The organism is Clostridium hominis, assembly GCF_014287825.1.
GTDB lineage: Bacteria > Bacillota > Clostridia > Clostridiales > Clostridiaceae > Clostridium > Clostridium hominis.
Map to the genome: position 1 here is coordinate 135411 of NZ_JACOOO010000047.1, position 24898 is coordinate 160308.

At 29.0% G+C, this 24898-nt stretch carries 22 protein-coding genes, 3 tRNA genes and 1 other annotated feature; of the genes, 14 read left to right on the forward strand and 11 right to left on the reverse strand.

The genetic code is table 11. The annotated features are described in order from the left end of the window. Window positions 1-58: 58 nt before the first annotated feature. Window positions 59-1990: a threonine--tRNA ligase gene (thrS, locus tag H8S20_RS19345; protein WP_186861111.1), complete on the reverse strand. Its 1932-nt coding sequence runs from the start codon at window positions 1988-1990 to the stop codon at window positions 59-61. A 142-nt stretch (window positions 1991-2132) separates the two neighbouring features. Continuing rightward, window positions 2133-2344 (reverse strand) — a binding site (T-box leader). Window positions 2345-2564: 220 nt separating this feature from the next. On the opposite strand from thrS, the gene H8S20_RS19350 reads away from it, so the two are divergent. The 3 genes from H8S20_RS19350 (at window position 2565) to H8S20_RS19360 (ending at window position 4327) form a co-directional block, all read left to right on the forward strand. After that, window positions 2565-2648, forward strand: a tRNA-Leu gene (locus H8S20_RS19350). 200 nt (window positions 2649-2848) lie between these two features. Then, a complete protein-coding gene (locus H8S20_RS19355; protein WP_186861112.1) occupies window positions 2849-3331 on the forward strand; it encodes a hypothetical protein in 483 nt (160 codons plus the stop codon). Between the two features lie 111 nt (window positions 3332-3442). Then, window positions 3443-4327 (forward strand): LysR family transcriptional regulator, encoded by an 885-nt coding sequence (locus H8S20_RS19360; RefSeq protein ID WP_186861113.1) that lies wholly within the window; start codon window positions 3443-3445, stop codon window positions 4325-4327. Here the strand turns inward: H8S20_RS19360 and H8S20_RS19365 are convergent. The 3 genes from H8S20_RS19365 to H8S20_RS19375 form a co-directional block, all read right to left on the reverse strand. Then, window positions 4324-4884: a chromate transporter gene (locus tag H8S20_RS19365; RefSeq protein ID WP_186861114.1), complete on the reverse strand. Its 561-nt coding sequence runs from the start codon at window positions 4882-4884 to the stop codon at window positions 4324-4326. The genes H8S20_RS19360 and H8S20_RS19365 overlap by 4 nt on opposite strands. A gap of 1 nt (window position 4885) precedes the next feature. Further along, window positions 4886-5485, reverse strand: a complete 600-nt coding sequence (locus tag H8S20_RS19370; protein WP_032117118.1) for a chromate transporter — start codon at window positions 5483-5485, stop codon at window positions 4886-4888. Window positions 5486-5640: 155 nt separating this feature from the next. Beyond that, a complete protein-coding gene (locus H8S20_RS19375) occupies window positions 5641-6042 on the reverse strand; it encodes an HNH endonuclease (RefSeq protein WP_032117119.1) in 402 nt (133 codons plus the stop codon). Window positions 6043-6338: 296 nt separating this feature from the next. On the opposite strand from H8S20_RS19375, the gene H8S20_RS19380 reads away from it, so the two are divergent. The 3 genes from H8S20_RS19380 (at window position 6339) to H8S20_RS19390 (ending at window position 8235) form a co-directional block, all read left to right on the forward strand. Beyond that, window positions 6339-6412: transfer RNA gene (locus tag H8S20_RS19380), tRNA-Gly, on the forward strand. 41 nt (window positions 6413-6453) lie between these two features. Next, window positions 6454-6529, forward strand: a tRNA-Lys gene (locus H8S20_RS19385). A 422-nt stretch (window positions 6530-6951) separates the two neighbouring features. Then, window positions 6952-8235, forward strand: a complete 1284-nt coding sequence (locus tag H8S20_RS19390) for a Na+/H+ antiporter NhaC family protein (protein WP_186861115.1) — start codon at window positions 6952-6954, stop codon at window positions 8233-8235. An 84-nt stretch (window positions 8236-8319) separates the two neighbouring features. Here H8S20_RS19390 and H8S20_RS19395 read toward each other — a convergent pair whose 3' ends face one another. Then, a complete protein-coding gene (locus H8S20_RS19395; RefSeq protein WP_186861116.1) occupies window positions 8320-8676 on the reverse strand; it encodes a four helix bundle protein in 357 nt (118 codons plus the stop codon). A gap of 91 nt (window positions 8677-8767) precedes the next feature. Next, window positions 8768-9265 (reverse strand): 2-C-methyl-D-erythritol 2,4-cyclodiphosphate synthase, encoded by a 498-nt coding sequence (ispF, locus tag H8S20_RS19400; protein ID WP_186861117.1) that lies wholly within the window; start codon window positions 9263-9265, stop codon window positions 8768-8770. Window positions 9266-9604: 339 nt separating this feature from the next. On the opposite strand from ispF, the gene H8S20_RS19405 reads away from it, so the two are divergent. The 5 genes from H8S20_RS19405 (at window position 9605) to H8S20_RS19425 (ending at window position 14531) form a co-directional block, all read left to right on the forward strand. Continuing rightward, window positions 9605-10258, forward strand: coding sequence for a class D sortase (locus tag H8S20_RS19405; RefSeq protein WP_243177780.1), 654 nt, complete (start codon window positions 9605-9607; stop codon window positions 10256-10258). A gap of 9 nt (window positions 10259-10267) precedes the next feature. Further along, entirely contained in the window at window positions 10268-11263 is a 996-nt protein-coding gene (locus H8S20_RS19410) for an anti-sigma factor domain-containing protein (RefSeq protein WP_032117124.1), read from the forward strand. Between the two features lie 14 nt (window positions 11264-11277). Beyond that, on the forward strand, window positions 11278-12057 hold the full coding sequence (rluF, locus tag H8S20_RS19415) for a 23S rRNA pseudouridine(2604) synthase RluF (protein ID WP_032117125.1): 780 nt from the start codon (window positions 11278-11280) through the stop codon (window positions 12055-12057). Window positions 12058-12399: 342 nt separating this feature from the next. Continuing rightward, complete coding sequence (locus H8S20_RS19420; protein ID WP_032117126.1) at window positions 12400-13128, forward strand: DUF3298 and DUF4163 domain-containing protein; 729 nt, start codon at window positions 12400-12402, stop codon at window positions 13126-13128. 26 nt (window positions 13129-13154) lie between these two features. Next, window positions 13155-14531 carry an aldehyde dehydrogenase gene (locus tag H8S20_RS19425; RefSeq protein WP_032117127.1) on the forward strand — a complete coding sequence of 459 codons (1377 nt, stop codon included), beginning with the start codon at window positions 13155-13157 and terminating at the stop codon, window positions 14529-14531. Between the two features lie 58 nt (window positions 14532-14589). On the opposite strand, the gene H8S20_RS19430 is transcribed toward H8S20_RS19425, so the two are convergent. Together H8S20_RS19430 and H8S20_RS19435 are read right to left on the reverse strand one after the other, a co-directional pair. Further along, window positions 14590-15657: a mannose-1-phosphate guanylyltransferase gene (locus H8S20_RS19430; protein ID WP_032117128.1), complete on the reverse strand. Its 1068-nt coding sequence runs from the start codon at window positions 15655-15657 to the stop codon at window positions 14590-14592. Between the two features lie 260 nt (window positions 15658-15917). After that, window positions 15918-16355 carry a globin domain-containing protein gene (locus H8S20_RS19435; RefSeq protein WP_186861118.1) on the reverse strand — a complete coding sequence of 146 codons (438 nt, stop codon included), beginning with the start codon at window positions 16353-16355 and terminating at the stop codon, window positions 15918-15920. Window positions 16356-16520: 165 nt separating this feature from the next. Between H8S20_RS19435 and H8S20_RS19440 the strand changes: the two genes are divergently transcribed. Beyond that, complete coding sequence (locus H8S20_RS19440) at window positions 16521-17702, forward strand: chloride channel protein (protein ID WP_243177782.1); 1182 nt, start codon at window positions 16521-16523, stop codon at window positions 17700-17702. Window positions 17703-17781: 79 nt separating this feature from the next. On the opposite strand, the gene H8S20_RS19445 is transcribed toward H8S20_RS19440, so the two are convergent. Beyond that, entirely contained in the window at window positions 17782-18084 is a 303-nt protein-coding gene (locus tag H8S20_RS19445; protein ID WP_032117130.1) for a hypothetical protein, read from the reverse strand. A gap of 497 nt (window positions 18085-18581) precedes the next feature. On the opposite strand from H8S20_RS19445, the gene H8S20_RS19450 reads away from it, so the two are divergent. Then, window positions 18582-21248 (forward strand): cation-translocating P-type ATPase, encoded by a 2667-nt coding sequence (locus tag H8S20_RS19450; protein ID WP_186861119.1) that lies wholly within the window; start codon window positions 18582-18584, stop codon window positions 21246-21248. Window positions 21249-21523: 275 nt separating this feature from the next. Beyond that, complete coding sequence (gene lnt, locus H8S20_RS19455) at window positions 21524-23086, forward strand: apolipoprotein N-acyltransferase (RefSeq protein WP_186861120.1); 1563 nt, start codon at window positions 21524-21526, stop codon at window positions 23084-23086. A 146-nt stretch (window positions 23087-23232) separates the two neighbouring features. Here the strand turns inward: lnt and manZ are convergent, their stop codons facing one another. Both manZ and H8S20_RS19465 read right to left on the reverse strand, forming a co-directional pair. Next, window positions 23233-24054 carry a PTS mannose transporter subunit IID gene (manZ, locus tag H8S20_RS19460; protein ID WP_032117133.1) on the reverse strand — a complete coding sequence of 274 codons (822 nt, stop codon included), beginning with the start codon at window positions 24052-24054 and terminating at the stop codon, window positions 23233-23235. Between the two features lie 16 nt (window positions 24055-24070). Continuing rightward, window positions 24071-24859 carry a PTS mannose/fructose/sorbose transporter subunit IIC gene (locus tag H8S20_RS19465; protein ID WP_032117134.1) on the reverse strand — a complete coding sequence of 263 codons (789 nt, stop codon included), beginning with the start codon at window positions 24857-24859 and terminating at the stop codon, window positions 24071-24073. Window positions 24860-24898 lie beyond the last annotated feature (39 nt).

A 24898-nucleotide genomic window follows, 5' to 3' on the forward strand; every position in this document is an offset into this window, starting at 1 on the left:
ATAGATTTGTGATTTACACAAATTTACCTACTCTTCTTGATTTTTAGATAATTAAATTTTATCTTTCTTTATTAGCTATTTCAGATTTTATTCTTTCAACAAATGAATCTAAAGCAATAGCACCTTCATCATCATTTTTTCTACTTCTTACTGAAACTTCATTGTTTGCAGCTTCTTTTTCACCAACAACTAGGATGTAAGGAACTCTTTCAAGTCTAGCTTCTCTAATCTTATAACCAATTTTTTCAGTTCTATGGTCAACTTCAACTCTAACACCATTGTTTTTTAAAGTTCTAACTACGCTATCAGCATAATCAGCATACTTATCTGAAAGAGGTAAAACTTTAGCTTGAACTGGAGCCATCCATGTTGGGAAAGCACCTGCATATTTTTCTATTAAAGTAGCTATAGTTCTTTCATAACATCCAATAGAAGATCTATGGATAACAAATGGTATTTTCTTTTCACCATCTTTATCGATATAGCTCATACCAAGTCTTTCACCTAAAGCAAAGTCAATTTGAACTGTAATTATAGTATCTTCTTTTCCATGAACGTTCTTAGATTGAATATCAAGTTTTGGTCCATAGAATGCAGCTTCGCCTTCAGCTTCAACATAATCTATATTTAAATGATCTAATATAGTTCTCATTTGGTTTTGAGTAGCTTCCCAAGCTTCTGGATTGTTTATATATTTTTCAGTATTTGTTGGATCCCATTTAGAGAATCTGTAAGATATATCTTCTGATATTCCTAAAGTATCCATAACATAGTTTATTAAATCAATAACTTCTTTGAATTCAGATTCGATTTGTTCTGGAGTACAGATTATATGTCCTTCTGAAAGTGTAAATTGTCTAACTCTAGTAAGACCGTGCATTTCCCCAGAAGCTTCTTTTCTGAATAGAGTAGAAGTTTCTGCATATCTTATTGGAAGATCTCTATAACTGTGTTGTTCAGCATTATAAACAGTAAATTGGAATGGGCAAGTCATAGGTCTTAAAGCCATAACTTCTGCATCTTTTTCTTCATCACCTAATACAAACATACCATCTTTATAGTGGCTCCAATGTCCAGAAGCAACAAATAAGTCATTCTTAGACATAAAAGGAGTTTTAGTTAAAACATAGCCTCTTTTTTCTTCTTCATCTTCAATCCATCTTTGAAGAGTTTGGAATAGTTTAGCTCCTTTAGGCATGAATAGTGGAAGCCCTTGACCTACTTTTTCGTCAGTAGTAAAGATTCCAAGTTCTCTACCTAATTTGTTATGATCTCTTTTTTTAGCTTCCTCTAAAGCTGCTAAATGAGCCTCTAAATCTGCGTTCTTTAAGAATGCAGTACCATATATTCTAGAAAGCATCTTGTTCTTTTCGTCACCTTTCCAGTAAGCGCCAGCACTTCTTATAAGCTTGATAGCTTTAATGTTCTTTAATGACATTACATGAGGACCAGCACAAAGGTCAGTGAAATCACCCATCTTGTAGAATGAAATAACTTCATCTTCTGGAAGTTCATTTATTAATTCAACTTTATAAGGCTCATCTTTCATAAGCTCTAAAGCTTCATTTCTAGGAAGTTCAAATCTTTCAATTTGAGGGTTTTCCTTTATTATTTTTTTCATTTCAGCTTCGATTTTTACTAAGTCTTCAGCAGTAAAAGCTTTTTCTACATCAAAGTCATAGTAGAAACCATTAGCTATTGAAGGGCCTATGGCAATCTTAGCTTCAGGGAATAATCTTTTAACAGCTGCAGCTAGCACGTGTGAAATACTATGTCTTACAGCATCCTTTCCTTCTTGAGAATCAAAAGTACATATAGCTAATTCGCAATCTTCATTTAATGGTGTTCTTAAATCAACAACCTTTCCATTAACAATACCACATTGAGAATTTCTAGCTAACCCTTCACTTATAGATTTAGCAACGTCTAAAACTGATGATCCATTTTCAACTTCTTTAATAGATCCGTCTTTTAAAGTAACTTTTATCATATTTAAAATCTCCTTTCGTTTCCTTAAATTTTAATTTTTTGCCCAAAATAGTTTTTAGAATGTTTAATATAATAATATAAAAGCTGATTTATTGTATAAAAAAAGCTCAACGTCACTTTTCTTATACAAAAAAATAGTATAGAAAAGGGACGAGAGCATATAATTCTTCCCGCGGTTCCACCCTTAATTGCCTAAACTAGGCCTCTTAATAAACATCGTAACGTGATGAATACGGACTTGATTAGAGTCACTCAGAGCTGGTCTTCAACTAGTTTCAAATAAAAATACTTACAGCTAATGTATTTTCTCTCTGTAAATGAAATTGTAGTTTACTCGTCTCTTCAACGCTTTAGTATATTTAAGAATAATTATAATTATCTATGTGATTTATGTCAACATTTAGAGGAAAGGAAAATTTTAATGGTTAATAGGTAGTTGCATTAAAAATATACCTTTTATTAGAGGTGAGGTTTGTTTGAAAAATTAAATTAGAATAATTTTGGAAAAAATATAAAATTAATTAGTTAAAGTATTGTAAAACCTTAAATTGAGAGTATAATAGATAATATAGTAAGCAGATGTGGCGAAATTGGCAGACGCACTAGACTTAGGATCTAGCGCCCTTGGCGTGGGGGTTCGACTCCCTTCATCTGCACCATAAAAATCCTCGAATTTATTTCGAGGATTTTTTTATTATTAAAGTATCGTTAATAGTATGCTTTTTATTATTAATTTTTTAGGTGATTACAAAAAAGTACCTAATTGTTAAAAAGTTTTTAAGTTGCTAGAATAAAGACAAATATGAGTGAATCATTAAATGATTTATTTTCATTAATGTATAGTAAGGTGGTAGATTTATTGAATAAACAAAAGATGATAATTTATATATTTTTAGTATTTATTATAGGAGTATTTGGAGGATTGATTATTAATATTAATAAAGATAAAAAAATAGACGATAACAACAAGCACGAAGAAATAGTATCAGGGTATTCTTTTGAGATGACTGATAAAAATGTGATAAATAAAGAATATGACGGAACTTACTTAAAAAGTTTTGTAACTATTGCAGAACAGCAAGATGAATTTATTATAAATTTAAATGGAATAAACAGTGATAGTGAAGTTATGATTATAGATCCTAATAATGGAGATATGAAATGTATGGATTATGAAAATGGAGTATTTACTCTTAAAGCTAGTCTTGATAATGATATAACCTATGGTATTATAATTGATTTTAAATTATCAGGATCAATTAGAGTAGTTAATGACTTAAACTCTGTAGATAAAGATAAGCTTTTTAATGAAATATTAATAGCTTTAGGGTGTGGATTATAAAAAAATGTCAGTGTAGCATTATTTAAATAGATTTTATATCTAAATAAATAGTGCTATTATTTTTTGTTTTTGTAGTATAATCAATTCATATAAAGAGAGAAGGTATGGTATATGAATATAAGACATTTAAAAATTTTTATAACTGTGGCTGATTGTGGAAAAATGAGTGAAGCTGCAGAAAAACTTTTTATATCACAACCATCAGTAAGTCAGGCAATAAAAGAGATAGAAGATTATTATGGGGTTAAATTATTTGAAAGGCTTTCAAAAAAGCTTTATATAACAGACAGTGGGAAATTGCTATTAAGATATGCTAGACACATTGTGGGATCTTTTAATGAAATGGAATCAGCTCTGAAAAATTCAGGAGAAAATATTTGTTTACATATTGGAGCAACTGTTACTGTAGGAACTTGTATGTTAAATGAAATTATAAATAAGTTTGAAGAAGAAAATAAAGATATATCAACTAAGATAGTTGTAAATAATACCAATATTATTGAAAATATGTTATTACATAGTGATTTAGATATAGGAATAGTTGAAGGTAAAGTTGATGATAAGGACTTAGTTAAAATTCCTATATATAATGATAGATTGGTATTAGTAGCAGGTAGAAATCATAATTTTTATTATAAAGATGAAATAAATATAGAGGAACTTACAGGACAGGATATGATTTTTAGAGAAAAGGGGAGCGGAGCTAGAGAAAGCTTTGACTCAATATTAGAAGAAAATAATATATCTGTAAATGAAAAATGGAATAGTAATAATACAGAAGCTATAAAGAATGCTGTTATTGGAGGGCAAGGTTTAGGAATATTATCTACTTTAATAATAGAAAATGAACTTAAAAATGGTACACTACATATAATTCCAATAAGAAATATAGATATTTTAAGAGAAATATGTGTGGTGTACCATAAAGATAAGTTTATATCAGAGCATTTGAAAAAAATAATTGAGTGTATAAAATGCCTAAAAAAAGAATTTTAAAATGCCATATAAGCTATCGTTCCTATTAATCCTGAACCGAAAATAACTAGTATTGGATTAACTTTAAATTTTCTAATGGCGAAAAGACCGAGCGCAAATAATAAAAACTCTATAGGTCTAAAATTTGATAATACTATATCTTGCTTTTCAGCTTGAAAAATAGCAAGAGTTAAGATTGATAGTCCAGCTGAACTTATAAGAGCAACTACTGCAGGACGAAGACTAGCAAGAATAGTTTGAACTCCTCCAAAGTTACGATACTTATAATAGTAATGAGCTAATATAAGACAAATAATAAATGAAGGAATAATACATCCTAAAGTACAAATAAGTGCACCAGGTAAACCAGCTAACCTAGTTCCAACAAATGTTGCAGAGTTAATAGAGATAGGTCCTGGTGTCATCTCAGCAATAGTAATTAAATCAGCAAACTCTTGAAGAGTCATTAATCCATGAACATTTACTATTTGATTTTGAATTAGAGGTATAGCAGCATATCCACCACCGACACTGAATAATCCTACTTGAATAAAGCTTAAAAATAATAGTCCTATCATATTATACCTCCATGTTTGCTTGTTTCTTTGAATTTTTAATATCTAATATAAGATTTACAATACCTACAAGAATACAAAGTAAAATTACTGTTATTGCACTTATACCTAATACATAAGTCATAATGAATGCAATTATCATTAGAGCAATATATAAAACTTGTCCTGTTTTAATAACATTTGTAGCTAGGTTTATAACAACGTCACATATTACAGCAGCAACACCAGCTCTCATTACCATTAATGCAGTTCCGATAATTTGACTTTCTCTAAATTTAACATAAAATGAAGAGATAACAGATATAATAGCGATAGGAGGAATAGAAGTTCCTACAACAGCAACAATTGAGCCCAAAATCCCTTGCATTCTATATCCTAAGATAACGGATGCATTTATTGGAATAGGACCTGGGGAAGATTGTGCTATAGCTGTTATGTCTAGCATTTCACTTTCGTCTAACCATCCTAGTTCTTCGACAAATTTTTTCTTCATAAGAGATACGATAACGAATCCTCCACCAAAGGTAAAGGCACTAAGAACAAATGTTGATTTAAATAGTTGCCAAAGTACTTTCCAATTTCTTTTATTTCTTAAATTTTCCATTAATACATTCTCCTTCTTGTAATTGATACTTTTAACAAAGCCCTCTAATAGTATAAAGAGAAAATATATATTAGTAAAATACGTATATTTTATAATTAATATAGGTATTTGCCTATATATAAGTATAAAAAAAGAAACTGCTAATAATGCAGTTCCTATATTTCATTTATTAATAAATCTAATGCAAGTTCATCTATCATCTCTGAAGAGTATACAACGCTTCCCATTAGTTTAAATATTATATCATTTTTGCTATATCCTTCTTTGTGAATTTTTAAGTCTTTTAATAACCTTTTTAGTGAACCATTATGGATTCCAAGTATTTCGGTTAGTTCTTTTGGCCAATAATAATCTTTTGAAAGGCAATAATATAATTTCTCTTGTAACTCAAGTTTATACTTTAGATCAACGAAACGGTTATGGTGAGGCCCGTCATTGCCACGATGATGGTTTGGACACAAATATTTATAGTTTATTTCAATATCAAAACCACCTTGACTTCTAAATACTATATGATGAATATCTGCTCTTTCACCACAAACTTCACATTTGTACAAACCTTTGCCCCCTTTTAATTTAATATATATATTATATTATCAATATTAATTTGTTTCAAATGTTACTATAGTATAATATATTAATTTAGAAAATAATATATTAATGAAATTTTATTATATTAATTAAGATAAATTAACCTTCTATAATATATTATATTAATTTGGAGATTATAATGTGATAGATTCGGAATGAATATTACATAAGTGGAGTAGTAAGTATTTATTAAAAAAATAGTATAGTAATTATTGACATTTAAAAATTCAGGTGATAAAATTTAATATGAAAAGAGACTTATGCGGGTATCGTATATCGGTAATACTCCAGCCTTCCAAGCTGGAAAGGTGGGTTCGATTCCCACTACCCGCTCCATTAAAATACTATAATTATAGTATAAAGTTAGTATTAAATATGCGCTATTAGCTCAGTTGGTAGAGCACCTGACTCTTAATCAGGGTGTCCCCGGTTCGAACCCGTGATGGCGCACCAAATAAAAAAGATGGATTATATTCCATCTTTTTTATTATGACTAGAAAACAAAGTTATTGACAGTGCTTGTTTAAATTTGTTAGTATAGTTATATAAAAAGAGAATACCTTATCAAGAGCGGTGGAGGGACTGGCCCTATGAAGCCCGGCAACCTACGACTAGTTAATAGTTAACAGTGTATAGTTAATAGTTAGTATTAAGTTTACATAGTATGTCTTTTAATTAGTTTAGTTAGTGTTAAGTTAAAAGTTAAGAATAAGTTTTAAAACAATTCTTATCTGTTAACTATTAACTCTTAACTAAAAAGTGTGGTGCTAAATCCTGATAGATAAGAAGTATAAATATTAAGAATGCAGAGCTTCAGTATTTATTACTGAAGTTTTTTTATTTCTTAGATAAGTAAAAAGGAGAGAGGAAACACGATGCAGAAAAAGGGAAGTTTAAGTGCCTTATTACCATTACTAGTTTTTTTAATAGTTTATGTAGGTTTGTCAGCAATGGCTGGAGATATGTATGCAGTATCAGTAATAATACCATTTTCAGTGGCAGCATTTACAGCAATACTTATGAATAGAAAAGAATCATTATCGGATAAAATAGAAATCTTTTGTAAAGGGGCCGGTGATAGTAACGTAATATTAATGATATTAATATTTGTTTTAGCAGGAGCGTTTGCTCAAGTTGCAAAAGATATGGGAGCTGTTGATTCAACAGTTAATTTAGGATTATCAATATTACCAAGCAATCTTTTAATAGCTGGATTATTTATAATATCATGTTTTATAGCGTTATCTGTAGGTACATCGATGGGGACGATAGTTGCCTTAGTTCCAATAGCAGTTGGAATAGCAGATAAAACAGGGGTGTTAGTCGCTTTAGCAGTAGGAGCAGTAGTAAGTGGGGCTATGTTTGGGGATAACCTTTCGATTATTTCAGATACAACTATAGCTGCAACTAGAACACAAGGATGTGAAATGAAGGATAAGTTTAAGATGAACTTTAAAATAGTTTTACCAGCTGCAATAATTACAGCTCTATTATTAGCATTTTTAACAAGAAATGCTGGAGTAACACAAGTGGAATCCTTAGAATTTAGTTTAATTAAAATATTACCTTATATAGCTGTAATTGTTTCATCTTTATTAGGATTAAATGTTATACTAGTTCTTTTAGGTGGAATTATAATAGCAGGTTGTATAGGTATATATTTTGGAAGCTTTGATATAATGGCATTATCTCAATCTATAGCAACAGGAGTTATGGGGATGGGGGAACTTATAATAATATCACTGTTAATATCAGGGACAATATCATTAATAAAACATAATGGTGGAATAGATTATATATTAAGTAAGGGATTAAGAGGATTCAAAAATAAGAGAAATGCTGAATTAGGAATAGCAACATTAGTAAGTCTTGTTGATATTTGTACTGCTAATAATACAATAGCTATAGTTACAGTCGGACCTATAGCAAAAAATATATCAGATGAGGTTGGTCTTGAGCCAAAAAGAGTAGCTGGTATAATGGACATGTTCTCTTGTGTATTTCAAGGAATAATTCCTTATGGAGCACAATTAATTTCAGCAGCAGGACTGGCGGCTATATCACCATTTGCAATTATGAAATATTTATTTTATCCATATTTAATGGGAGTTTGTGCGATTATAGCAATATTCTGGCACTATAGAAAAGTGACAAATTAAAAGTGACAAGTGACAAGCAAATAGTTAAATAAATTATAAGAGCAAGTTGACTTATTAAATCAACTTGCTCTTATAATTTAGTTTCTAATTTGCTAGGTTTTGTTTTGTTGTTTTAACAATTGAATTTAATATTTTAGAAATTTCTCTACATTTAATTAGAAGTATGTCCCCGTAATCTTTATCTATATAATTACATTCAATTAATAATAGTAGCCAGTATTCAGTTTCATCGGTTTCTTTAAGTGATATATACATTTTAGATAAAAAATCTCTTTTGGATTGACCACGTAAAGCTTCTTTAACGTTAGCACCGATACTAGTTCCAGATTTTAAAATTTGTTTAGAAAGAACATACTCTTTGTTTGAGTATAGATATTTATATAAGTTAATTATATCTATAGCAAAATTAAAAGATTTTGTACTTATTATGCTATTAGTCATTATAAACCCCTTAGAATAGTTATATATTAAAACTATTAACAAATTCTAAGAGATTTAATCAATAATATTAAATTATTTTATAGGGAACATATTATAATTTGTCATTTGTCACTTGAAACTTGTCACTGATTAGGCAGATGCTTTGCGATGAAATTCCTTTTCCTTCACCAGTGAAGCCAAGGCCTTCTTCTGTTGTAGCTTTAACATTTATTTGATTTATATTGATATTTAATGCATCAGCTATATTTTTTCTCATATCTTGAATATGAGGAGCCATCTTTGGTCTTTGAGCAATTATAGTTGAATCTATATTATTTATCTCAAAACCATTATCCTTTAAAAGTTTACCAACTTCTTTTAGTAAGTGTATACTAGAAATACCTTTATATTTTGGATCTGTATCCGGAAAGTGCTTTCCTATATCTCCAAGAGCAGAAGCTCCAAGTAATGAATCCATTATTGCATGCAATAAAACATCAGCATCAGAGTGTCCTAATAAACCTAACTCATAGGGAATTTTTACTCCGCCTAATATTAAGTCTCTATCTGCTACTAATTTATGAACATCATATCCCATTCCTATTCTCATTAAAATCACCTCGATAAAAATATAAATATATTTTACCACAAATACAATAGAAAATTTCAATTTTAAATAGAAGGATAGATTTTAATAATTAGAGCTTTGTTCTTTAGTTGATATAGTTGATTTTTTGTAGAGTTTTTTTAGAGAAGATTTAAGAAAAGATTTTCTTATTTTTGTATAAAATGAGTATAATAAAATCATAAATTTTGATTTTATTTTTTTTCGTGTAAATAGGAAGTCTACATAGACAACAGTATTTTTTTGACGATGCATGTTAAACCACCCGATCTTGAATATTATTGATTTCAAATAATATATTTAAAATACTTTATGCTATAATATATGTATAAAAAAGAAAATATGAACTTATTTAATAATTTAATTATGGGTGGTGGAGAAGTGGACAAGTTTAGAAGGATTATTGGATTACTACTTATAGTTGTAGGGATAACTATAATTGCAACAGTAGTGTATAAAAAAGTAGAAACTATTGGAAAACAAAAAGCTATTATTGAAATGTTTGAAAGTGGTATAAGTGAAGGTACTTCAACTGGAAATAAAGAGACAGTAAATCTAGATGAAATTAATGGATATACACCTATAGCTATAATAGAGATACCAAGCATAAAATTATCTCAAGCATTAGTTGAAGGTATATCAGATGATGTTCTTAAATACTTTTTAGGACATTTTACTGATTCTGCTGCTCCAGGAGAGAAAGGGAATTTTGCAGTAGCAGGACATAGAGTTTCTGATTATACAGATGCTTTTATTAATTTATATAAAGTTAAGGCCGGAGATGAGGTAATAGTTAAAACTCAGGATAAAAAATATACTTATGTGGTAGAGGATAATTTTATTGTAGAACCTGAGGATGTTCAGGTCTTAGATAATACAAAAGAAGCAACTATGACATTAGTAACATGTACAGTAGGGGCAAAGCAAAGAGTTATAGTAAAGGGAAAGCTAATTTCAGAAGAAAGCTTAAGTAGTTAGGGGATAAAAATGGGTAAGGACGAAAGAACAGTATATAGGTTTTCATCTATGGCACCGCTTATAGTAATAAGTGATGAAATAATTGAAGAAAGAAAAGAACAAATTTTAGTATTAAAAAAAGAACTTATTAATTATAGAGTAGTACTAAAAGATTTAGCATTAAGAGAAGTACCTTATTCTATAAAAAATGAACTATTAAACATAGCTTTTTTTATAGTTCAAGATGTAGAGATATTAGATAAATTTAAAAGTAAAAAAAGTATTCCTATGAGTGTAGTAGCGAAGGAATTTGGCAAGACTAGAAGATATTTAGAGGAATGGAGAGATAATATAATAACGTATGTTGTTATATTATCAGATCCTAAATATAAGCATATACAAGACTATTTAAGAGTCATAGAAGATGAAGAAAGAGATATAGATGTAAATGCATTAAGTATTTTAAAAGATAATAATGATGTGAAGGGTATTGTTATAAGCTGCAGAAAAAAGAATGTTATGATAATGACATCTATGGGCGACTTAATAAAGGTTAAGACAAATGATATAACATCTATAGGTGAAGAGGTTACAGCAACTCCGAAGAAATTATTGAGTGATTATAAATTTCACATATCCATGTTAGCTGCTATTTTTATAGTTCTTATTGGAATAACAATTTTTAGATATACTAAAGTAGTAAGTACTGTAATGGTAGGAACGACATCAGATATTATATTAGAGGTAAATTCTTTTGATAAAATAAAGAATATATACTCTAGAACTGAAAGAGGAAACAAAATGGTAGAAACCATTGATGTTATTGATAAGGGAGTAGATTATGCAATATATAGTATAATTAAGTATGCAAATGAGAACGACATGATGCCTCAAACAGGTATAATAGTAGCTGTAAATGGAAAACCAATAAAATATGGTGCATTGTCTAAGACAGAGGATTACATATATGTTGAACAAATAGATTTTAAATTAAATAATTCTGGAATGGAGCAGAATTTATATTAGTAAGAGGTAAGTATATGAAACAAAATTCACAAAGGATTAATAAGAAAATAATTATACATAATGATAGACCAGATGATATAAGACTTAATAAATATATAAGTGAATCGGGATATTGTTCAAGAAGAGAGGCAGATAAATTAATTGAGAGCGGAAGAGTTACTATAGATAATATAAAAGCTACTATGGGAACCAAAGTTTCAAAAGGTCAAGTTGTAAGAGTTGATGGAAAAAAGATATATAAAGATGAAGAATTAGTTTATATAGCTTTGAATAAACCTGTGGGTATTACATGTACAACTGAACATAAGGTTAAGGGAAACATAGTTGACTTTGTTAAGCATGATAAAAGAATATTTCCTATAGGAAGATTAGATAAAGATTCACAAGGATTAATATTCTTAACGAATGATGGTGACATAGTTAATAAGATTCTTAGAGCTGGAAATAATCATGAAAAAGAATATATAGTAACTGTAAATAAACCAATAAATGATGAGTTTGTTAGAAGAATGAGTAATGGGATAAGAATATTAGGTCAAGTAACGAAAAAATGTTACGTAAGAAAAGAAGGTAATAATACTTTTAGAATTATACTTACACAAGGCTTGAACAGACAAATTAGAAGAATGTGTGAAGCTTTAGGCTATGAAGTTACAAAACTTAAGAGGATAAGAATTATGAATGTTAATTTAGATAATTTAAAGGTTGGCCAATGGCGGGATTTAACTGAAAAAGAGCTAAAAGATCTTAATGAATTAATATCAACATCTATAAAAACTAAAGATGTTGAGTAAATAAAAGAGAATTATTATTAAAATTATTTGAAACTGCCTATGCAGTTTCTTTTTTTGCCAAAATTAAAGGTAAAAACGTAATTCAATATCTAGTATGAAGAGATAGATGATGTTTTTTGGTGGATTATATAACGAATTAATTAATGTGTATAATAAAAAAATATTTGGGAAAATTTAATCTAAAATTATTTTTTACAAATAAAGGAGTTACACACACTTTCCACAGGTGGCTGTGGATAAGTTGTTATAAATTTGTTGATAGTGATGTTAATAATTATAAACAAATATGTAGATAATATTAACAAAAGAAAGTAATATGTCGAAAAGTGAGGAGAGATATCGATGAAATGGCTAAAACAGGCGATTTTAGTAATAGTGATGTTATCAACAATTTTTCAATCTTATCCACAAAGTATGTTGATAACTAGGGGAAGTAGTAATATTTTTCCACAAGTTAATGTTGTGGATAAAATATATAAGAGTAAAAATGATTATTTGCAAATCGATGTAATTATTCCACAGATAAAAGGATTGGCGAATGAAGATAAAGAAAATAAAATAAATAATTTAATTGTAAATTGGACAGAAGAGTGGATAAATGATGTTAAATATATTTCTGATGAGTATTTTAAGAATGGAACACCTCCATTAAACCCATATCAGCTTATGTCTAAATATAAAATAACTAGTTTGCAAAAGATTGTAAGTTTGTATATTGATTATTATCAATATACAGGAGGAGCTCATGGGGCAACAACTAGAAAATCATATAATATTGATGAATTAACAGGAGAAATATTAACGTTAAAAGATCTTTTTAAAGAAGAATATAATTACAAAAATATAATTGATTCTAGTATTAGAAGTGAAATAAATAAAAATCCGGACATGTATTTTTCAGGAAAGGAAGGATTTAATGGAATAGATGAAAAGACAAAATTTTATATAGAAGATGGAAACCTAGTTATCTACTATGGACAATATGAGATAGCACCATATGTAGCTGGAATGCCAGAATTTCGTATGCCTATAAATATATTTGAAGGAAATTTTAAATATGATAAAATTTAATTAAGGATATATTTAGAGAGGTAGATATGAAGGAGATAGAATTAATATTTAGTGAACAGAAAAAGTTTTTTGAATTAGGAAAAAGTAAAAACATTGATTTTAGAATTAATGAATTAAAAAAGTTGAAAAAAATTATACAAAAAAATGAAGAGGAAATATTACAAGCTTTAAAGAAGGATTTAGGAAAATCAAATTTTGAGGCTTACGCAACAGAGGTTGGTATAATATACGATGAGATTAATTTACATATAAAGAATATTAGAAAGTGGGCGAAAAGAGAAAAAAGGAGTTCTCCTATTGTTCATTATCCATCTAAAAGTTATGTGTATAAAGAACCTTATGGAGTTACTTTAATAATTGGTCCATTTAATTACCCATTCCAGTTAGTTCTTGCACCGCTGATTGGGGCTATATCAGCAGGAAATACAGCAATAATAAAGCCTTCAGAGAATACTATAAATACAGCTAAGTTATTAGAAAAGATTATAAATAATAATTTTGATAAGGGTTATATAAGAGTTGTAGATCCTTTAGGAGGAAAAGAAGTAGTATCTTATCTTTTGGATTTACCCTTTGATTATATATTCTTCACTGGTAGTGTAAGAGTTGGGAAAATAGTTATGGAAAAGGCAGCGAAAAACCTTACTCCTGTAACTTTAGAACTCGGAGGAAAAAGTCCTTGTATAGTAGATAGTGATGCTGATATTAATTTAGCTGCAAAGAGGATAGTTTGGGGAAAATTTTTAAATGCAGGTCAAACTTGTGTTGCTCCTGACTATTTGTTTATACACAAAAATATAAAAGATAAATTTTTAAAGGCTTTAGTTAAAGAAATTAAAAATCAATTTGGAGAAAATATAAAGAAAAGTCCAGATTACCCTAGGATAGTAAACACTATATCTTTAGATAGATTTTCTAATTATTTAAAGGATGGAGAAATATATTTTGGAGGAGAAATTGATAAAGAAACATTATATATGGAGCCAACCATTTTAACTAATGTAAAATTAGAGTCATTAGTTATGACTGATGAAATTTTTGGGCCAATACTTCCAGTAATAGAATTTAATGACCTAAATGAAATAATTAGTATTATTAACAAGAGAGAAAAACCGCTAGCTTTATATTATTTTTCTGAGAGTAACAAAAAAATAGAATATGTTATAGAAAGAACTAGTGCTGGTGGAGTAACTATAAATGATACTATAATACATGTGGCTAATGGAAATCTTCCTTTTGGCGGAGTTGGACCAAGTGGTTTAGGAAAATATCACGGGAAAGATAGTTTCAATACATTTACTCATACTAAGTCAGTAATGAAAAGAGGAACATTTATAGAATTTAAGATAAGATTTGCACCTTATAATGATAGGATAAAGCTATTAAGAAAAGTAATGAAATAAACTATTCAAATAACTGTAAAGAGGCCACCAATATGGTAGCCTCTTTACAGCAATGATTTTATACAAAATCATCAAATTGCTCGCTAGTATTAAGGTCATTTAATAGATGTTTAATTTCCTGGTCTTTATTCTTATCCATAACAAGGATAACATCACCGGCATCTACAACTACTAAATCCTTAACGCCAAAACCTATTATTAAATTTTTATCTCCAAAGATTGAACAGTTTTCACAATCTTGAACATATACATTCTTACTGATATTGTTACTGCTAGACTGACTTAAAAAGCGACTAAGTGCAGTAAAACTACCAATATCATCCCAAGCAAAGTTACCTTTGATTACATATGCCTTTCGAGTACGTTGCATTACGCCAAAGTCAATAGATATTCCATCTATAAGATTGTATTGTTCCCTAACTACTTGCTCTTCAAATTCTTCACCGATGTTTTGATAAATCTCCATAAGTGATTTATACATCTTTGGAAGATATTTTTCTATTTCACGCAGAATAACATCTGCTCTAAAGATAAACATACCAGAGTTCCATAGATAAGTGCCTTTTAGTAGAAAATCCTTAGCAACCTCTATATTGGGTTTTTCAGTAAATCGAGCAATTTTGTAAGCTGCCTCAGAAGATACAATTCTTTCTCCCATTTCAATATAACCATACCCTGTTTCAGGTCTAGTTGGATTAATGCCAACAGTTACAATACCTCGACGTTTATTAGCTATATCAATAGCTTCTGATAATACATCTAAATATTCTTTCTTACCTTCTACATGGTGATCTGAAGGTAAGACGACCATTATGGCATCTTTATCCTTTTTTAAAAGCTTGACTGCAGATAAACCTATGCAAGTTGCGGTTTCCTTGTTTTGAGGTTCTGTAAATATATTATCAGGATTTATATCGCTTAGCTCTTCCTTAATTTTATCTACATAATCTTGATTAGTAACAACGTAAATATTCTCCTTATTAATAAGAGGAGTAATTCTATCTACAGTGTTTACTAAAAAGCTTTTACCATTAATTAGTTTTAAGAATTGTTTTGGTTGGTTAGTCCTTGATAAGGGATATAACCTAGTACCTTTTCCCCCTGCTAGAACTAGTGCGTATATCAAATGATTCAACTCCAAGTAATGCTATAGTGTATTATATGAGAGGGAAATAATATTTGTGAAATGTAAAAACAGATATTTAATTAGTATAAATGTAATAAATGAGAAATAGTAGTTAAAATATATTGCTTTTTAACTACTATCTTTTGTATTTATATATTATTTTAAGTTTTTTTGTAATGTCTTAAACCTAGTTATATATGTAGGTGTACTTTTTACAATATTATCTGATATATCGTTAGTTAATGTATTATTTGAATATTTTAAACCCTTGAAGCATATATTTTAGCTTCAACATCGATAAACACTTGAGCAAGTACTTCGTAAGTTTTGCCCCAAGCATCTATAATTTCATCTGTAGCAGCATCTCCTAAAACTTCTTTAATAGCAAGTAATAAATTTTCTCCAACTATTGGATAATGTTCAGGTTTTACTCCTGAATCACAATGTCTTATAGCTATTTTTTCAACTACAGGCATTATAGCTGATAGGTTGTCTATATTTTGAGCAGAAGCTAGTATTGACATTGCTAAAGCTTTAGGTTGTTCTCCAGATTTTTGCCTATCCATATTAAATAGTGGGGCAACTTCAGGGTTTCTTTCAAACATTGTTTTGTAGAAAGTTTTCGTAATCTCTAATCCATGTGCCTTTAAAGCTGGGACTGTACTTTTTATTATATCTATTGTTTTTTTATCTAACATAATTAAAACTCCTTTTGAATCTATATTATTTAATAATCATTATCTATGAATATAATATAACACTTTGAAATTAAATGTGCAAGTATAATATACATTTAGTTTTAAAATATTATTTTGAAATTATGGGAAACTTAATATCATTAATGAATGTATGGAGTGACAAAGATGAAATCTATAAAAATTTTAAAGCTTACATTTATTGCAGTTATAATTGGATTATTATCAGGGATTTCTATAGGCGTTTTTTTAATATTACTAGAAAAAGCTATATATTTAAATTTGAATTATTATAATCTTATATGGATGTTACCTATTTCAGGAGTATTAATGACATTTCTTTATAAGAAGTTTGGAGGAAACTCTAGTAAAGGGAATAATATAATAATTGAAAATATAAACGGTAGCACAGAAGAAATTAAGTTTATTATGGCCCCATTAGTATTTGTAGGTACAGTATTAACTCATTTATTTGGTGGGTCTGTAGGGAGAGAAGGAACTGGGGTGCAAATTGGAGGAACAATAGGTAATTATTTATGTAAGATGATAAATAAAAATCAAGATAAAAAGATTTTGTTAATTAGTGGAGTTGCAGCGGGATTTTCATCTGTCTTTGGAACACCTCTTACAGGAACAGTATTTGCATTAGAAGTATCATATATTGGAAGTTTAAGTTACGATTCAATGTTACCTGCAATAACTGCAGCTATAGTAGGGGATAGAGTTGTCAGGTTTTTAGGAGTAAAGCATACACATTTTAATATTCCACCAGTAGAACCATTTATGTTTACTAATATATTAAGAATAATAGCCTTAGCTATTTGCTTTGGTTTAGCTAGTAAATTATTTATAGATATGACTAAGCTTTTCAAATATGTATTAGGTAAATATATAAGTAATAATTATTTGAAAATATTTGTAGGTGGAAGTTTAATGATGATTGCAACACTTATTATAGGTAATAGAATGTATAATAATTTGAGTCTAGGATTATTAACAGATGCATTTATTAAAGAAGTGCCTAATTTTGCTTTTTTGATTAAGCTAGTTTTAACAACACTTTGCTTGGGTGCAGGATATCAAGGTGGAGAAGTAACGCCACTATTTGTAATTGGAGCAACATTAGGGTCTACTTTATCCAATATATTTGGAGTTCCAAGATCGGTAGCGGCAGCATTAGGGTTAGTTGGGGTATTCGCTGGAGCAACCAATGCTCCAATAGCATGTTTTATTATGTATCTTGAATTGTTTGGATCTGTAAATATAGTATTTGCTATGAGTGTTTGTATAATAAGTGTGATTATTTCTGGAAAGGGGGGGATATATTCATCACAACTTTGGGTAGAGTAAAAAATATAAAAAAATTAACAACCTCTAAAAATATAAACTATGAAATTTATATTTTTAGAGGTTGTTTAAATTAAATACACTATGCTAATAATTTAGCTATATTATTATATCTTTTAGAGTTTTCTACGATTGATACTTGATGTTTTGCTGTAATAAATCTTTGGCTTAGACCTAAGGTCCCATTTTTAGCTACAGTATGTATTACGCCATCAATATCTACTATAGCTCGATTATATTTATCGAATCCTTTTAAAGTAACTGTTAAACCAGAGTTTCTCATAAAATTTAATGCTTTAGCTAATAATTCATCATCTTCAGTAGAAGAAGTATCAGACAGGAATACTTCTATACAATCATTACTAATATAAAATATATGGTTCATAAGTCACCTCGCTAAATACTTTTATAATATAAATATTCGGCAAGAATAAAAAAATTCCTTTAAAACGTTTACAATAATAAAAAATTAAAGTAAAAACGAAGGTATTAGCAGATTACCTTCGTTTTCAAACCTATTTTTGCCTGGTAGGTTTATACCATTATTATACCATAAAAATACAGTTAAGGGTATATATTTTAATAAATCAGTTATTTTTTTTAATTTGTTAAATAATTGTAAAATGAATTATAAATAATTGACATTTTAAAATAAGTGGTATATAATACTATATAAAGTTAATATTGATTAAAGGGGAGTAGTTTAAAATATAACATCAACAATCGCGACTTTTAAGTCTGGTGTTATGTGCCTACCGGGTTACGAGACTTTTAATATAATTCTTATAAAGATAACATTTAAGTTATTTTAATGAGAACTATATTAAGAGTCTCTTTTTATATTGACTCATATTATTGTAAATTTGATAAGGGGGAAAAATTATGAAAAGTTATTTTAATACTAACGTAGAAGATTCATTAAAAGATTTTAATGTTACAAAAGATGGTTTAACATCACAGCAAGTGACGGAAAGCTTAACTAAACATGGATTGAATGCACTTAATGAAAAGAAGAAACAAACAGTTATCCAAGTGTTTTTAAGTCAGTTTAAGGATTTATTAGTATTTATATTAATCATTGCAGGAATAATATCAATGATGAGTCATAATGTAGAAAGTACATTAGTAATATTTGCAGTTATTATTCTAAATGCAATACTTGGAACTGTGCAACATTTTAAGGCAGAGCAATCTTTAGATTCTCTTAAAGCTTTATCATCTCCTTCAGCTAAGGTTATAAGAGATGGAGCAAAAATAGAGATAGATTCTAAAAATGTAGTACCTGGAGATATTTTAATATTAGAAGCTGGAGACTTAGTAGCTGCAGATGGAAGAATTATTGAGAATTATTCACTTCAGGTAAATGAAAGCTCATTAACTGGAGAATCTTTAAGTGTGGATAAGACAACCGAAATGATAGATAAAGAAGAAGTTGCCTTAGGTGATCAAAAAAATATGGTATTCTCAGGATCTCTAGTTACATACGGTAGAGCATTAGTATTAGTTACTTCAACAGGTATGAAAACTGAGATTGGTAAGATAGCTACTCTTATGGAAGAAACTCAAGAAAAGAAGACTCCACTACAAGTTAGTTTAGATGATTTTAGTAAAAAATTAGCGTTTATAATATTGGCTATTTGTGTTGTTGTATTTGGATTATCATTATATAGAAAAATGGATGTACTTGATTCGTTAATGTTTGCAGTTGCCCTTGCAGTTGCAGCTATCCCAGAAGCTTTAAGCTCAATAGTAACTATAGTTCTTGCTTTAGGCACTCAAAAGATGGCTAAGGAAAATGCTATTATTAAGAAGTTAAAAGCTGTAGAAGGGTTAGGATCAGTGTCTATAATTTGTTCTGATAAGACTGGTACATTAACTCAAAATAAAATGACTGTTAAAAAAGTATATGTTGACGGAAAACTTATAGATGGTGAAAGTTTAAGTTTAGATGATAATGTACAAGCGTACTTATTAAAGAATTCTATACTTTGTAATGATTCTACATCACAAGATGGAAAAGAAATTGGAGATCCTACAGAAGTTGCTTTAGTTAACTTAGGGCATAAGCTTTCAATTGATGAGTTAAGATTACGTGGAGATATTTCTAGATTAGCAGAAATTCCATTTGATTCAGATAGAAAACTTATGAGTACTCTTCATAATATAGATAACAAGAATATAATGTTCACCAAAGGTGCATTAGATGTAATGCTTGATAGAGTTAAGTATATTATGACTTCTGAAGGTATTAAGGAAATTAGTTATGAAGATAAGCAAAATATAATAATAACTAATAAAGAACTATCTGAAAATGGATTAAGAGTTTTAGCTTTTGGATATAAAGAGTTATCAGAAGTTAGAGATTTAACTTTAAATGATGAAAATAACTTTACTTTCATAGGATTAATTTCAATGATAGATCCTCCAAGAGAAGAAAGTAAACAAGCTGTTGCTGATTGTATAAGAGCAGGTATTAAACCTATAATGATTACTGGAGACCATAAAATTACAGCATCAGCTATTGCAAAGGAAATTGGTATTTTAAGAGATGGCGATAGGGCTATAGAAGGTCTAGAAATAGATAAAATGAATGATGAAGAATTGAAAAATAATATTGAGCATATCTCAGTTTATGCTAGAGTTTCACCAGAGCATAAGATTAGAATAGTAAAAGCATGGCAAGAAAAAGGTGAAATAGTTGCTATGACTGGTGATGGTGTTAATGATGCTCCAGCATTAAAGCAAGCTGATATTGGTATAGCAATGGGTATTACAGGAACAGAAGTTTCAAAGGACGCAGCATCTATGATATTAACAGATGATAACTTTGCAACAATAGTTAAGTCTGTTGCTAATGGTAGAAATGTATATAATAATATCAAGAACTCAATTAAGTTCTTATTATCAGGTAACACTGCAGGTATAATTGCTGTTTTATATTCTTCAATAATGGCTTTACCAATGATATTTGCACCAGTACACTTACTATTTATGAATCTTTTAACTGATAGTCTTCCAGCTATAGCTATAGGTATGGAAAAGGCTAATAAGGGATTATTAAATGAAAAACCAAGAGGAAGAAGTGAATCAATATTAACTAAAGACTTCTTATTAGGTGTTGGACTGGAAGGATTACTAATAGGAGTAGTTACTTTAGTAGCATTTTATATGGGAGGAGCTAAAGGGACAACTCCATTAACAGCTTCAACTATGGCATTTGCAACACTTTGTTTAGCTAGATTATTCCATGGATTTAACTGTAGAGGTAAAAATTCAATATTTAGATTAGGAGTATTTGGTAATAGATATGCTTGGGGAGCTTTTGGAATTGGATTAATATTATTAAATTCAGTTTTATTTGTACCATTTTTACAAAACTTATTCCAAGTTGAAAGTTTAAGCTTAAATCAATATGGATTAATATATTTACTAGCAGTAATACCAACTATAATAATACAAACAGTTAAGGTTGTTAAGGAAAACATTGCTGATAGAAAAGAAAATGTTACTATAATAGAAAAAGAAGAAAAACTAGAAAATATAGCATAATTATAAATATATCAAAATAAATTGTAAACTTTTTTGATATATGGTAATAAACTATAGTATAGAGAATTCTCAAATATAAGTCAGATAACAGCACGAAAGAGAGCCAAAGATTTGGGCTATGCAACAAATATTTAACCTGTTATCAGATATTTTTATAAGGAGGCTAGTGCTTAGGCACAGCCTTTTTTATTATTAAATATTAACTGATACTGATGGTTTAATAAAAAGTTTTATGTTAATACTTAAAAATATTAAATCTATTAGGGGATATTAGAATGAAAACATATTTATATAAAAGTGAAATATTATTAATAGTTTTATCAGCTATTGTAAGTGGAATAGCATTTACTGTTGATAACTTAGGAGTACTTATGTGGATAAGTTTTATTCCTTTGCTTTATATATTAATTAGACAAGAAAATACTTTTATAAAAATATTTAAGATAGGAACTATTTTTGGAACTACTTACTATTTAGTAATATTACATTGGATATTCAATTTATATCCTTTTGAGTGGCTTGATTTGGGAAAAGCGAAAAGCATGTTAATACTTTTTTGTGGGTGGATATTAATTAGTTTATTAGAAGGTTTAGTAATAGGTATTGTGCTTGGAATTTTTAAATATCTAAAAGTAAAAAGTAATTTATTAAATATTTTTACTATAGCAAGTTTGTGGTTTGTAATTGAATATATACAAGAACAAGGGTTGTTAGGATTTCCATGGGGGAAGCTTGCTATATCTCAGGTAGATTACTTACCTGTAATTCAAAGTGTATCTTTATTTGGAAGTAGCTTTATTAGCATTATAATAATAGTTTTTAATGGGATGATTTTAGAAGGAATTATTAATTATAAGAAAAGTAAAGTTATAGCTATGAAGTCAATTTTTATAGCTATACTAATTTTTGTTATTAATATATCTTATGGATACTTCAGCTTAAATGAAGAGAACTATGGGGAAAAGGTAAATGTAACTGTAGTACAAGGAAATATTAATACCACCGAGAAATGGCAAAATGGAGACACATTAAAAAATTTTAATATTTATAAAAAATTAACTATAGAGGCAGTTGAAAATAGCAATAAATATGGCAAGAAAACTGAAGTAGTATTATGGCCAGAGACTGCTATACCTGTAGATATTTCAAATGATAGCTGGATATTAGAAGAATATAAGGAATTAGCTAAAAGTCTGAATATTACATTTATGACTGGTACCTTTTATACTGACTATAAAAATGATTGTTATAAGTATAATTCTATAGTGGCTATAGATAGTTCTGGGAAGATTGAAGATATTTATTTTAAGAGGCATCTAGTACCATTTGGTGAAGCATTACCTTTTGAAGAATTCCTATTAGAAAAGATTCCCATAATTAAAGAATTAAACCTAGTAGATGGAGATCTTAAAGCAGGAGAGAAATCAGTAATTATTGATGACAACAACTCTAAAATAGGGTGCTTAGTATGCTATGAATCGGTATTTCCTCAATTAGTAATAGAAAGTGTAAAAGATGGGGCTGAAGTAATATTTATAGCAAGTAATGACTCTTGGTTTAAAGATTCTAAAGCGGTTTATGAACATAATAATAATGCGGTTCTAAGGGCTATTGAAAATAATAGATATGTTGTAAGAGCCGCTAATACGGGAATTTCTTGTTTTATAGATAATAAGGGAAGAGTAGTAGAAAGGTTAAGTACTTTAAAGCAAGGATATATAAATTCATCTGTAGATATTATAAATCATAACACATTATATACAATGATAGGTGAATATATAATTTACATAATTATTTTATTTATAGTATGTGTATTCTTAATAAAAAAATTTATATAATGGAAAATTATAAAGTATAAATTATAAATTAAAGAGAGAAATTCATTTATAGTAATGTTAAAAAAAGAAACTGCCTTAGCAGTTTCCACATTAATTTAGAATTATAAACTTATAATTTTTCATTAAAAGTGCTTTGTACTTTTTTATTAAGCTAATATACCTAATACATATCCTATAATTCCAATTCCAAATAATCCGAAGATTATCCATAAAGGATTAACTTTTTTCTTAAGAAGTTTCATACAACCAAAAGTCATCAATAAAGGAATTAAACCTGGAAGTAAGCTATCAAGTACACTTTGAATTGTAGTAACTACGTTTGTACCATCTTGAGCAGTATATTCTGCTAATACAAATGGAATATTAACAGTTGTCCACTTACAAATTAAAGCTCCGATTACGAATAAACCAAGAATTGAAGCTCCTTCTGTTAATTTTTGAAGCTTATTTCCACCCATGTCTTTGATTATATCAGTACCTTTAGTATAACCATATTCGATACCTATCCATCTAAATCCAAGGCGAACTACATTGAATAGAAGGAAGAAAAGAAGAGGTCCAAGTAAGCTACCGGTAAGTGCTAAAGAAGCTCCTAATGCAGCAGTTACTGGTCTTAAAGTACCCCAGAATATTGGATCACCAACACCTGCTAAAGGTCCCATTAAACCAACCTTTAAACCATTAATTGAACCATCATCTATATCAGCACCATTTGCTTTTTGTTCTTCCATAGCAAGATTAACGCCTAGTATAGGAGCAGTTACAAATGGCTGAGTATTAAAGAACTCTAGATGTCTTTTTAAGGCCTTCTTTCTATCTTCGCCTTGATATAATCTTTTTATTGCAGGTATCATAGCATAGCAATATCCTAAAGCTTGCATTCTTTCAAAGTTCCAAGAACCTTGATGAAGATTGGAACGAAGAAATACATGAATACGATCTTGTTTTGTTAATTTTATTTCACTCATTACTTACACTCCTTTCTTAGTCTAATAAATCATCATTATCGTTATTTGCTACTATTGTAACAGTTTTAGATTCGTTATATTTAGGATTTAATTGAATATAAACTATTGCAGCTACTGTTCCTAAAACACCAAGAGCTATAAGATTAAAGTCAGTAAATGCAGCAACTACGAATCCTAAGAATAGGAAAGGCATTAAGTATTTTGCCTCCATCATATTTATAACCATTGCATATCCGACAACAACTATAAATCCACCAGCAACTCCAAGGCCGCCACTTAACCATTGAGGGATAGCATTAAGCATGTTTTGAACAGCTTCAGTTCCTATGAATATAGCAACTATTAATGAAGGAATAGATACACGTAGAGCTTGGATAACTAATGCTAATAGATGACACATGTCAATTCCATTTAAATCACCTTTTTCAGCATATTTATCAGCTTGATGTTGGAAGAAAACAGTTATAGTTCTAGCGAATATAGTTAAAACTTGACCGGCAGCAGCTAGCGGAACTGCTAAAGCAATACCAGCTCCCATTTCTTGTTTTCCAGCTATAACTATAATAGTAGATATGATTGATGCTAAAGCAGCATCAGGAGCCATTGCAGCACCGATATTCATCCATCCAAGTGCCATCATTTCTAGAGTACCACCAATTATGATACCTGTTGTAAGATCACCTAATATAAGTCCGATAAGCGTACATGCTATAAGTGGTCTATGAGTTTGAAATTCATCAAGAACACTACCCATACCAGATATACATGCAACTAAAAAGATAAGAATAATTTGAATAGTTGACATAGAGTAGACCTCCCTTTTATATAAAAAAATTTATAGACT